At 63.3% G+C, this 11,259-nt stretch carries 12 protein-coding genes; all 12 read left to right on the top strand.

From position 1 onward, the window contains the following. Nucleotides 1–620: 3-phosphoserine/phosphohydroxythreonine transaminase (serC, locus tag Q0O05_RS09305; RefSeq protein WP_293662376.1), on the top strand; the 620-nt coding region annotated here is incomplete at its 5' end. A 7-nt stretch (nt 621–627) separates the two neighbouring features. Further along, on the top strand, nt 628–1,710 hold the full coding sequence (gene pheA / locus Q0O05_RS09300; RefSeq protein WP_293662374.1) for a prephenate dehydratase: 1,083 nt from the start codon (nt 628–630) through the stop codon (nt 1,708–1,710). 22 nt (nt 1,711–1,732) lie between these two features. Beyond that, on the top strand, nt 1,733–2,608 hold the full coding sequence (locus Q0O05_RS09295) for a prephenate dehydrogenase/arogenate dehydrogenase family protein (RefSeq protein ID WP_293662372.1): 876 nt from the start codon (nt 1,733–1,735) through the stop codon (nt 2,606–2,608). After that, entirely contained in the window at nt 2,608–4,629 is a 2,022-nt protein-coding gene (locus Q0O05_RS09290; protein WP_293662370.1) for a bifunctional 3-phosphoshikimate 1-carboxyvinyltransferase/cytidylate kinase, read from the top strand. The genes Q0O05_RS09295 and Q0O05_RS09290 overlap by 1 nt, the downstream gene beginning before the upstream one ends. A 125-nt stretch (nt 4,630–4,754) precedes the next feature. Further along, nucleotides 4,755–6,428: a 30S ribosomal protein S1 gene (gene rpsA / locus Q0O05_RS09285; RefSeq protein WP_293662368.1), complete on the top strand. Its 1,674-nt coding sequence runs from the start codon at nt 4,755–4,757 to the stop codon at nt 6,426–6,428. A gap of 82 nt (nt 6,429–6,510) precedes the next feature. Further along, nucleotides 6,511–6,822 (top strand): integration host factor subunit beta, encoded by a 312-nt coding sequence (locus tag Q0O05_RS09280; protein ID WP_293662367.1) that lies wholly within the window; start codon nt 6,511–6,513, stop codon nt 6,820–6,822. Between the two features lie 28 nt (nt 6,823–6,850). Continuing rightward, nucleotides 6,851–7,165, top strand: a complete 315-nt coding sequence (locus Q0O05_RS09275) for a LapA family protein (RefSeq protein WP_293662365.1) — start codon at nt 6,851–6,853, stop codon at nt 7,163–7,165. Then, nucleotides 7,155–8,312 carry a lipopolysaccharide assembly protein LapB gene (gene lapB, locus Q0O05_RS09270; RefSeq protein ID WP_293662363.1) on the top strand — a complete coding sequence of 386 codons (1,158 nt, stop codon included), beginning with the start codon at nt 7,155–7,157 and terminating at the stop codon, nt 8,310–8,312. Before Q0O05_RS09275 ends, lapB begins: the two co-directional genes overlap by 11 nt. A gap of 14 nt (nt 8,313–8,326) precedes the next feature. Then, entirely contained in the window at nt 8,327–9,250 is a 924-nt protein-coding gene (gene rfaE1 / locus Q0O05_RS09265; protein ID WP_293662361.1) for a D-glycero-beta-D-manno-heptose-7-phosphate kinase, read from the top strand. After that, nucleotides 9,247–10,269, top strand: coding sequence for an ADP-glyceromanno-heptose 6-epimerase (gene rfaD, locus Q0O05_RS09260; protein ID WP_293662359.1), 1,023 nt, complete (start codon nt 9,247–9,249; stop codon nt 10,267–10,269). Before rfaE1 ends, rfaD begins: the two co-directional genes overlap by 4 nt. A gap of 12 nt (nt 10,270–10,281) precedes the next feature. After that, nucleotides 10,282–10,602 carry a helix-hairpin-helix domain-containing protein gene (locus tag Q0O05_RS09255; protein ID WP_293662358.1) on the top strand — a complete coding sequence of 107 codons (321 nt, stop codon included), beginning with the start codon at nt 10,282–10,284 and terminating at the stop codon, nt 10,600–10,602. Further along, nucleotides 10,602–10,997, top strand: coding sequence for a fluoride efflux transporter CrcB (crcB, locus tag Q0O05_RS09250; RefSeq protein WP_293662357.1), 396 nt, complete (start codon nt 10,602–10,604; stop codon nt 10,995–10,997). The genes Q0O05_RS09255 and crcB overlap by 1 nt, the downstream gene beginning before the upstream one ends. Nucleotides 10,998–11,259: the final 262 nt, after the last annotated feature.

Below are 11,259 nucleotides of genomic sequence, written 5' to 3'. Positions count from 1 at the left end.
ATACCCTGCCCGACCTGAAGGCGCTGGGCTCGAGCGCTGAGCTGGTGATCGACTTCTCGTCGCACGTGGCCTCGCGCAGCGTGGACTGGTCCAAGGTCGGGCTGGCCTTCGGCGGCGCACAAAAAAACCTGGGCCCTGCCGGGCTGACGCTGGTAGTGGTGCGCGAAGACCTGCTGGGTTTTGCCCAGACGGTCTGCCCGAGCGCCTTTGACTACCAGACAGTGGCAAACAACGAATCGATGTTCAACACGCCGCCCACGTTCTCCATCTACATCGCCGGTCTGGTGTTCCAGTGGCTCAAGCGCCAGGGAGGGATTGCCGCTATGGAGGCCCGCAACATCGCCAAGGCCGAGCTGCTGTATGGCGCGATCGACGCCTCCGGCCTGTATGTCAACCACGTTGCCAAGGCGGCACGCTCGCGCATGAATGTGCCGTTTTTCTTGCGCGACGAGCGCCTGAACGACGCGTTTCTGGCGGAAGCCAAAGAAGCCGGGCTGCTGCAGCTCAAGGGGCACAAGTCGGTCGGCGGTATGCGGGCGAGCATCTACAACGCCATACCGCTCGAGGGCGTGCAGGCGCTGGTTGCCTACCTGCAGGCGTTTGAAAAAACCCACGGATAAACCCACCATGGCCAAGACACTTCCCGAACTGCGCGTGCTGATTGACGCGCTCGACCTCGAGCTCCTTGCCCTGCTCAACCGCCGCGCCGCGCTGGCCAGCGAGGTCGGCGAAATCAAGAAGGTGGAGGGCTCGCCTGTCTTCCGCCCAGAGCGGGAGGCGCAGGTCATCCAAACCTTGCAAGACGGCAACCAGGGCCCGCTGAAAAAGGCCAGCGTCGCGCTGATCTGGCGCGAAATCATGTCTGCCTGCCGCGCCCTCGAGGCACCGCAACGCGTGGCCTACCTGGGCCCCAAGGGCACGTTCAGCGAAGAGGCCGCCCTGCGCTTTTTTGGCTCGAGCATCACCCATGTGCCCTGCTCCAACTTTGACGAAGTTTTTCATGCCGCCACCGCAGGCTCTGCGGAGTTCGGCGTGGTGCCGGTAGAAAACAGCACCGAAGGCGTGGTCACCCGTTCGCTCGATTTGCTGCTGAATTCGCCACTGCACATCGTGGGCGAAATCAGCCTGCTGGTGCGCCACCACCTGTTGCGCACCACCGCGTCGCTCGAAGGCATTGAAGTCGTGCTGGCACATCCGCAGGCGCTGGCCCAGTGCCAGCATTGGCTCAGCACCCACCTGCCGCACGCAGAGCGGCGCGCGGTATCCAGCAACGCCGAGGGCGCGCGCCTGGCTGCCACCAACCCTGCATGGGCGGGCATTGCCAGCGAGCGGGCGGGCTCGGAATTCGGCCTGCACACCGCATCCCACGCGATTCAGGACGAGGCCTTTAACCGCACCCGCTTTGTGGTGGTATGCCTGCCCGGCGTGCTGCCGGCGCCGCAGGCCTCTGGCAAGGACTGCACCAGCCTGGTGGTGTCGGTGCCCAACCGGCCCGGCGCGGTGCACGACCTGCTGGTGCCACTGAAACAACACGGTGTGTCCATGACACGGTTTGAATCCCGCCCCGCCCGGAGCGGCCAGTGGGAGTATTACTTCTACATCGACCTGCAGGGCCACCCGTCCCAGCCGCATGTGGCCGCCGCCTTGGCCGATCTGGCCGGCCTGTGCGCCTACTACAAGGTATTGGGCGCGTACCCCCTGGCTGATTGATCACCCCCCCAGCAGCACCGCCATGTTTGAACAACTCGGATTGATAGGTTGCGGCCTGATGGGCGGCTCCTTCGCGCTGGCGCTCAAGCGTGCAGGGCTGACCCGGCGGGTAGTGGGTTACAGCAAATCGCCATCGACCACCGCGCGGGCGCGGCAAATGGGGGTCATCGACATCGAAGCCCCCTCAGCGCTGGAGGCTGTAGCGGGCTCAGACCTGGTGTTACTGGCGGTGCCGGTGTCTGCCACCGAGGCTTCCCTTGCAGCCATCAGGCACCTGGTCACACCCTCCATGCTCATCATGGACGTGGGCTCCACCAAGTGCGACGTGGTAGAGGCAGCGCAGCGCGGCTTGCGCGACCATGTGGGCTGCTTCGTGCCCGCCCACCCGATTGCCGGCAAAGAATGCGCCGGCGTAGATCACTCCGATGCCGACCTCTACACCGGCAAACAAGTCATCCTTACCCCCACCGGAGCAACCCACCCGCCCCAGCTGCAGCAGGCCCACGACCTGTGGAACGCTCTGGGCTGCCACGTGCGCACCATGTCGCCCGAGAGGCACGACGCTGCCTTTGCGGCGGTGAGCCACCTGCCCCACTTGTTGGCCTTTGCCATGATGAACGGCATCACCGCGCAACCCGATGGCGACGACTTTCTGGCACTCGCCGGGCCCGGCTTTCGCGACTTCACCCGCATCGCCGCCAGCGACCCCACCATCTGGCGCGACATCCTGATGGCCAACCGGGCCGAGCTGTTGGCACAAAGCCAACGCTTTACCCATTCGCTGCAGGTCTTGGAGCGGGTAATTTCTGCCGGTAACAGCGAAGCCCTTGAGGACCTGATCAAACAGGCCAGCACTACCCGCGCCGGCTGGACCATGGCAACCAAACACACAAGCTGATGTTCTCTACCGCCTTCCTCGATCTCCCCCCCCTGGCGCACGCCGCGGGCACCGTGACCCTGCCCGGATCCAAAAGCATTTCCAACCGCGTCCTGCTGCTCTCGGCCATGAGCGAAGGCACCACCACCATCCACGACCTGCTGGATTCGGACGACACCCGCGTCATGTTGGTGGCCCTGCGCGCGCTGGGCTGCACGGTGCAACAAGCCGGTACCACGGTGCAAATCACCGGTCTGGGCGGCAAGTTGCCTCGCGGGTCTGCCCAGCTGTTCATGGGAAATGCAGGCACCGCCATGCGCCCGCTCACCGCAGCGCTTGCGGTGGTGGGCGGCGACTTTGAGCTCAGCGGCGTGCCCCGGATGCACGAGCGCCCGATTGGCGATCTGGTGGACGCGCTGCGCCAGCTCGGCTGCACGATTGATTACCTTGGCAACCCGGGCTTCCCCCCGCTCAAGATCGGCCAACCCGCCTTGCAGCTCAACGCGCCCATTCGGGTGCGCGGCGATGTGTCGAGCCAGTTCCTGACCGCCCTGCTGATGGCGCTGCCCCTGGTAGCAGCACAACCCATCGTCATCGAGGTGGTGGGCGAGCTGATCTCCCGCCCGTATATTGAAATCACGCTCAACATGCTGGCGCGCTTTGGCGTGCAGGTGGAGCGCGAGGGCTGGCAGCGATTCACCATTCCGGGCGGGGCCAAGCTGCGCTCGCCGGGAGACATTCACGTCGAAGCGGACGCGTCCAGCGCTAGCTATTTCATAGCACTTGGCGCAATATCCACGGTCGTAAATGGCCCAAATGGCATCAAAATTCAAGGCTTGGGCGCGGACTCGATCCAAGGCGACATCCGCTTCATCGAGGCAGCGGAAGCTATGGGCGCCAGCATCACCAGCGGCCCCAACTGGCTGCAGGTGCAGCGCGGGGCCTGGCCGCTCAAAGCCATCGAGCTGGACTGCAACCACATTCCCGACGCCGCCATGACGCTGGCCGTGATGGCGCTCTACGCCGACGGCACCACCACCCTTCGCAACATCGCCAGCTGGCGCGTCAAAGAGACCGACCGTATTGCTGCCATGGCCAACGAGTTGCGCAAGCTCGGGGCCACCGTTGTCGAAGGGGCCGACTACATTCAGGTCACGCCGCCCGCAGCACCGTCAGACTGGCGTGCCGCCAGCATCCACACCTACGACGACCACCGCGTTGCCATGTGCTTTTCGCTGGCAGCCTTCAACCCCGCCGGTGTGCCGGTGCGGATTGAAGACCCCAAGTGCGTCGCCAAGACCTTTCCCGATTACTTTGAAGCCCTGTTCTCGGTGGCCCGTGTGGCGCCGACAGTGATTCCCGTCATTTGCGTGGACGGCCCCACTGCCTCAGGCAAGGGGACGCTGGCTGCATTGCTGGCCGAACAGCTGGGCTACCACTTTCTGGACTCCGGCTCGCTCTACCGCATTACCGGCCTGGCAGCCACGCGCGCCGGCATTGCGCTGGAAGCGGCCCATGAGCTAGCCATCGTCGCTCTCCTGCAGAGCCTGCCCATCCACTTCGAAGGAAGCCACATCTGGCTGGCCGACGAAGACGTGAGCGAGGCCATCCGCACCGAGGAGGCAGGCATGAACGCATCCAAGGTATCGGCATTCCCAGCCGTGCGGGAGGCTCTGGTGGGTGTGCAGCGCAATTTCCGCCAACTGCCCGGCCTGGTGGCAGACGGGCGGGACATGGGCACCACCATCTTCCCCGAAGCTCCCCTGAAGGTCTACCTGACCGCCAGCGCCTCCCGACGCGCCGAGCGCCGCCATAAGCAATTGATGTCAAAGGGCATTTCCGCTACACTCGACGCTCTTCGCGCAGACCTTGAGGCGCGCGACTTGCGGGACACGTCCCGGCCTGTCGCTCCCTTGAAGCCCGCACAAGACGCCTTGTTGCTGGACAACTCGGATTTGACAGTCGATGCGTCTGTCGAAACCGTATTGAACTGGTGGCAAAGCAAGCAGCCTTTTCAGCCGGAGCCTCACAGCGAAGGCTGAAAAGCACACTGGCCCCCACGGCTCCTCTCGCGCGTCAGCGCACCGGTTCACACCAAGAGCAATGGGGTTCAACAACGAACCCGCGTTCACACGCAAAAAACCCTGCGGTCCAGCCGCACTAACTCATGTCTGAATCTTTCGCAGCCCTATTTGAAGAATCGCTACAACGCTCGGAAATGCGCACCGGTGAAGTTATCACCGCTGAAGTCGTCCGTATCGAGCACAGTTTCGTTGTGGTCAACGCCGGCCTCAAGTCTGAAGCCTACGTGCCAATCGAAGAATTCAAGAGCGACAAGGGCGAACTCGAAGTCCAAGTAGGCGACTTCGTGTCGGTGGCCATCGACTCCGTCGAAAACGGCTACGGCGACACCATCCTCTCCCGCGACAAAGCCAAGCGTCTGGCCTCCTGGATGAGCCTGGAAAAGGCCCTCGAGTCCGGCGAATTCGTGACCGGCACCACCTCCGGTAAGGTCAAGGGCGGCCTGACCGTTCTGGTCAACGGTATCCGCGCATTCCTGCCCGGCTCGCTGGTGGACACCCGTCCTACCAAGGACCTGTCTCCCTACGAAAACAAGACCCTGGAATTCAAGGTCATCAAGCTCGACCGTAAGCGCAACAACGTCGTGCTGAGTCGCCGTGCGGTGGTGGAAGCGTCGATGGGCGCCGAGCGCGCCAACCTGATGGCCACCCTGAAAGAAGGCTCTGTGGTGCAAGGCGTGGTCAAGAACATTACCGAATACGGTGCGTTCGTGGACCTGGGCGGTATCGACGGCCTGCTGCACATCACCGACATGGCATGGCGCCGCGTCCGTCACCCGTCTGAAGTGGTGACAGCCGGCCAGGAAATCACTGCCAAGATCCTGAAGTTCGACACCGAAAAGAACCGCGTGTCTCTGGGTCTGAAGCAAATGGGCGACGACCCTTGGATGGGCGTCAACCGCCGCTACCCCCAAGGCACCCGCATGTTCGGCAAGATCACCAACATCGCCGACTACGGCGCGTTTGTGGAACTCGAACCCGGCATCGAAGGCCTGGTGCACGTGTCTGAAATGGACTGGACCAACAAGAACGTTGCACCTTCGAAGATCGTGGCTCTGGGCGACGAAGTCGAAGTTATGGTGCTGGAAATCGACGAAGACAAGCGTCGTATCTCCCTGGGCATGAAGCAATGCAAGGCCAACCCTTGGCAAGAATTTGCGCAAAACACCAAGCGCGGTGACCGCGTGAAGGGCCCCATCAAGTCCATCACCGACTTCGGCGTGTTTGTGGGTCTGGCTGCCGGCATCGACGGTCTGGTTCACCTCTCTGACCTGTCTTGGAACGAGTCCGGCGAAGCCGCCGTGCGCGAATTCAAGAAGGGCCAGGAGGTGGAAGCATTGGTTCTGGCCGTCGACGTGGACCGCGAGCGCATCTCCTTGGGTATCAAGCAGCTGGATTCCGACCCGTTCACCACCTTCGTCTCCGTCAATGACAAGGGCGCATCGGTGACCGGCAAGGTCAAGACCGTGGACGCCAAGGGCGCTGAAATCGACCTCGGCGAAGACATCATCGGCTACCTGCGCGCCTCCGAAATCAGCCGTGACCGCGTGGAAGACGCCCGCAACGTGCTGAAAGAAGGCGACGAAGTGACCGCTGTGGTGGTGAACGTGGATCGCAAGACCCGCAACATCCAGCTGTCCATCAAGGCCAAGGACATGGCTGACCAGAACGAAGCCATGGCTTCCCTGAATCAGACCAACACCAACGCCGGCACCACCAGCCTGGGTGCACTCCTGCGCGCCAAGTTGGACAACAACTAAGACCTCGTTGTTGACCTGATCGAACGACCGGCTGCTTCACCGCGCCGGTCGTTTTTTTCTTCGCCCGAATTCGCCCCTTGCCATGACCCGATCCGACATCGTTGAAGAACTGGCCAACCGATTCAGCCAGCTCACCCATCGCGACGCCGAGTTCGCCGTGAAGGCCATTCTGGATGCCATGAACGACGCACTGGTGCGCGGCCACCGGATTGAAATCCGCGGCTTCGGCAGCTTCTCCATCAACCACCGCCCGCCCCGCATGGGACGCAACCCGCGCAGCGGTGAGAGCGTGGCCATTCCTGAGAAGCGTGTGCCCCATTTCAAGCCCGGCAAAGCACTGCGCGAAGCCGTGGACCAACGCACTGCCGAGCTGGAATCCAAGGCACAGCCTTGAGTAGAATGCCTCGACACCGAGGACAGCAATGAAACAGATCGCATGGCTCTTTAAGTGGCTACTTAAAGCGGCCATTTTTTTTACGCTCTTCGCCTTTGCACTTAACAATCAGGGCGACGTCACGGTGCACTTTTTCTTTGGTACGCGCTGGACTGCACCCATGGTGCTGGTGGTGCTGAGCGCCTTCGCGGCCGGGCTTCTGGTCGGCGTGCTGGGCATGGTGCCTCGCTGGTGGCGCCACCGCAGTGCGGCTCGCAGGGCCCGCACCGATGCCGATCTGGCGCGCGCCAACCTGACCGCCGAAGCGAACGCAGCGCCTCTGGTTCCCCCGCATGGACTTTGATTTATCGCTTTTGCTGATCAGTCTGCTGTTGGCCTTTGTGCTTGGCTGGCTGGCCTCGCGCCTGGACATACGCCAGCTGCGCATCGAAAACCGGCAGGCGCCTAAGGCCTACTTCAAGGGCCTGAACTTCTTGCTCAACGAACAGCAGGACCAGGCGATTGACGCATTCATAGAGGCAGTACAAAGCGACCCAGACACCTCGGAGCTGCATTTCGCGCTGGGCAACCTGTTCCGCCGGCGCGGCGAATACGAACGTGCCGTGCGGGTGCACGAGCATCTGCTCTCGCGCGGCGACCTGAGTGACGATGACCGGCACCGCGCACAACATGCGCTGGCGCTCGACTACCTCAAAGCCGGCCTGCTCGACCGCGCCGAGGCGGCCCTGCTCAAGCTCGAGGGCACCCGATTTGAAGCACAGGCACGGCTGGCCCTGCTGGCCAACTATGAGCGCTCGCGCGACTGGGAACACGCCGCTGGCGTTGCCCGAAAGCTCGAAGCATCCGGCCAGGGCAGCTTCAGCGGGCGGCTGGCGCACTACCTGTGCGAACAGGCGGCCGCCCTCTACAGCGCGGGCGAAGCCGATGCCGCAAAAGCCCTGTTGCAACAGGCCATGGACAATGCTCCGCAGACACCGCGCCCGCGAATCGATATGGCGGCCCTGCTCACTGCAGCCGCAGACCACGGGCAAAGCATTCGCGTGCTCACCGAGGCCATGCATGCATGCCCCACGGCGGTGCCCCTGATTGCCCCACTGCTGGCGCTGGCCGCCATTGCCGCTGGCGAAGAGGCCTCGACGCTTCATTTGCTCAAGCAGCATTACCGTGACCAGCCATCTTTGGATGTGCTGGACGCCATCGTGCAACTCGAGGCCCGCTCCAGCGCACTCACCCCCACCGCGCGCGACTGGTACGCGCACCACCTTGAAAAAGAGCCCTCGCTGGTCGCTGCGAGCAAATGGATTGCCGGTGAGAAGCTTGAGCGTGAGGCCTTTCACCCCCAGGTGCAGCGCGCGCTGGACCATGCCGTCAAGCCCCTGACCCGTTACCGCTGCGCCGCCTGCGGCTTCGAGGCCAAGGTGCATTTCTGGCAATGCCCGGGTTGCCAGGCCTGGGACAGCTACCCCGCGCGCCGCGTTGAAGAGCTATGACAAACCCTTTGAGCATGACAAAAACACACATTGCGGCGTCCCGCGTCCTCGTCGTGGGCGACGTGATGCTGGACCGCTACTGGTACGGCGCGGTGGACCGCATCAGCCCCGAGGCCCCGGTACCGGTAGTACGCATTACCCGCGAAGAAGAACGCTGCGGCGGCGCTGCCAACGTTGCCCTGAATGCGGCCACGCTCGGCGCGCAGGCCTCCCTGCTGACGGTGGTGGGCGATGACGAAGCCAGCCACAAGCTGGAAGCGCTGGTTGCCACAACCGGCATACGCACCCACTTCGGTCGGGATGCCGCACTCAAGACCACCGTCAAGCTGCGCATCATCGGGCGCCAGCAGCAGCTCATCCGGCTCGACTTCGAAAACACGCCCCCCAGCGAGGTGCTGGCCACGCAAACCGCCACCTTCAGCACCTTGCTGCCGGTGCATGACGCCATTCTGTTCTCTGACTACGGCAAGGGCGGGCTGGCGCACGTGAGCGACATGATCACCGCCGCCCGCGCGGCCGGCAAGCCGATTTTCATCGACCCCAAAGGCAGCGACTATTCGCGCTACCGGCAGGCCACCGTGATCACGCCCAATCGCGCCGAGTTGCAGCAGGTGGTAGGTGCGTGGGTCCATGAGGCGGATTTGCAGGCCAAGGTGCAAGCACTGCGCGAACAGCTGGCACTCGACGCCGTGCTGCTGACCCGCAGCGAGGAAGGTATGACCCTGTTTGATGCGCAAGGCCATCTGCATGTAAGCGCGCAGGCGCGAGAAGTGTTTGATGTCACCGGCGCGGGCGACACCGTGATTGCCACCATGGCAACGCTGGTGGGCGCCGGCATGACGCTGCGCGATGCGGTGCCTATGGCCAACCGGGCCGGCGGCATTGTGGTGGGTAAATTCGGCACCGCCACGGTGTCTTACGAGGAACTTTTTGCATGACACGCATTGTGGTCACCGGCGCGGCCGGCTTTATCGGCAGCAACATCATTGCGGGCCTCAACGCCCGCGGCATGAACGACATCATCGCGGTGGACGACCTCAAGCAGGGCGACAAGTTCCGCAATCTGGTGGACCTGAAGATTGCCGACTATGTGGACATGGACAGCTTCTACGACGACTTCGCCGGCGGCCACTACGGCCAGATCGAGGCGGTGTTCCACGAAGGCGCCTGCAGCGACACCATGGAGCAGGACGGCAAATACATGATGGCCAACAACTACACGCTGTCCTGGCACCTGTTTCAGGCCTGCCAGAAGCGCGGAGCGCGGTTGTTGTACGCCTCCAGCGCCGCCACCTACGGCGGCTCAGACACCTTCCGCGAGGAGCCTGCCTTTGAGGCACCGCTCAATGTGTACGGGTATTCCAAACTTTTGTTCGACCAACGCATGCGGCGCGAGTGCGGAGCGCAGTTCGAGCGCACCAAGGCCGGCCGCACCCACCAGGTGGTGGGTTTCCGGTATTTCAATGTGTACGGCGCACGCGAACAGCACAAGGGCCGCATGGCGAGCGTGGCGTTCCACCAGTTCAACCAGTTCCAGGCTGAGGGGAAGGTCAAGCTGTTCGGTGACTACGGCGGCTATCCCGCCGGCGGCCAGATGCGCGACTTCGTGTTCATCGACGACGTGGTCGCAGTCAACCTCTGGTTCTTTGACCATCCCTCGCAATGCGGCATCTTCAACCTCGGCAGCGGCCGCGCGCAGCCGTTTAATGATGTGGCCAGCTCGGTGGTCAACGCCATGCGTCGCCTGCGCGGAGAGCCTGCTTTGAGCCTGCCCGACATCGCTGCCCTTGGGCTGGTCGAGTACATCCCCTTCCCCGACGCACTGCGGGGCAAATACCAGTGCTACACCCAAGCCGATCTGAGCGCACTGCGCGCTACCGGTTGCGATCACCAGTTTGCCGACGTTCAGACCGGCGTGGACAAGTACATCGACTGGCTCGCCCGCCGCAAGGCCTGAGGGAGGGTATTGGTGCGCCCCCCGCTATTCCCTCGCCACCCTGCCGTAACCTGGCTCGCACGGGCCCTAGGGGGTGTGGTTCTGGCGCTGGGCGTCTTCGGGCACGCCATGGCGCTGGAAATCAACACCGCCACCGAAGCTCAGCTCGACGGGCTGCGCGGCCTGGGGCCCAGCAGCACCGCGCGCATTCTGAAAGCCCGGTCGGCGGGCAGCTTCACCGGCTGGAGTGACCTGATGGCGCGGGTCAAAGGCATCAAGCCGGCCACTGCCGCCAGCCTCTCGGCGCAAGGCGCTACGGTGCAGGGCCAGCCGTTTACACCGGAAGCCAGGTAATGCTTGCTGTCATCGCTATCTGCCTAGGTGCCAGCGCCGGAGCGCTCGCCCGCTGGCAGCTGAGCCTCTGGCTTAACCCACTGCCTGGCGCCAGCGCCGTACTCCCATTCGGCACGCTGGCTGCCAACCTGATTGGCGGCTATCTGGTGGGCGTGGCGGTGGCCGTTTTCCAGGCGCTGCCGCAACTCGACCCGGTGTGGCGCCTGGCCCTGATCACCGGCTTTCTGGGCGGGCTGACCACCTTCTCCAGCTTCTCGGCAGAAGTGGTGGCCATGCTGGGGCAGCAGCGCTATGTGATGGCGCTGGCCACCGCCGCGGTGCATCTGATAGGCTCCCTGGCCCTGACCATCGCCGGCATCAAGACTGCTACGTTTTTTATAGCTGCCCGCGCATAAAACACGAGCTCAAAAGCCTTAAAATATCCAAAAACTCCGCTTGCTGCCAGTTCCATTTTCGGGACACTGGGCAGCCTTACCAAGGGTTTGCGTGAGACTTTTTGCAGGCCTTTTGGTGCACGATGCGGGTGAGTCGCGCAGATGCGGTGAATGCCGCACTGTGCGCAGTTGACGACATGGAGACTTTTTGTGAATGCACTCTTGAAATTCGCCTCCGGCATGGACTGGATCAGCAGCAAGCTGGGCACCTTGGCCGCCTGGA

Origin of the sequence: Rhodoferax sp. OV413 (assembly GCF_945881795.1) — a bacterium.
Classification (GTDB): Bacteria; Pseudomonadota; Gammaproteobacteria; order Burkholderiales; family Burkholderiaceae_C; genus Allorhodoferax.
Note: the sequence above shows the minus strand (reverse complement) of the source record. Positions and strands in the feature narration are given on the sequence as shown.

Coding starts and splice junctions, on each gene's coding strand:
- pheA (WP_293662374.1), top strand. CDS start 628: ATGGCCAAGACACTTCCCGAACTGCGCGTGCTGATTGACGCGCTCGAC.
- Q0O05_RS09295 (WP_293662372.1), top strand. CDS start 1,733: ATGTTTGAACAACTCGGATTGATAGGTTGCGGCCTGATGGGCGGCTCC.
- Q0O05_RS09290 (WP_293662370.1), top strand. CDS start 2,608: ATGTTCTCTACCGCCTTCCTCGATCTCCCCCCCCTGGCGCACGCCGCG.
- rpsA (WP_293662368.1), top strand. CDS start 4,755: ATGTCTGAATCTTTCGCAGCCCTATTTGAAGAATCGCTACAACGCTCG.
- Q0O05_RS09280 (WP_293662367.1), top strand. CDS start 6,511: ATGACCCGATCCGACATCGTTGAAGAACTGGCCAACCGATTCAGCCAG.
- Q0O05_RS09275 (WP_293662365.1), top strand. CDS start 6,851: ATGAAACAGATCGCATGGCTCTTTAAGTGGCTACTTAAAGCGGCCATT.
- lapB (WP_293662363.1), top strand. CDS start 7,155: ATGGACTTTGATTTATCGCTTTTGCTGATCAGTCTGCTGTTGGCCTTT.
- rfaE1 (WP_293662361.1), top strand. CDS start 8,327: ATGACAAAAACACACATTGCGGCGTCCCGCGTCCTCGTCGTGGGCGAC.
- rfaD (WP_293662359.1), top strand. CDS start 9,247: ATGACACGCATTGTGGTCACCGGCGCGGCCGGCTTTATCGGCAGCAAC.
- crcB (WP_293662357.1), top strand. CDS start 10,602: ATGCTTGCTGTCATCGCTATCTGCCTAGGTGCCAGCGCCGGAGCGCTC.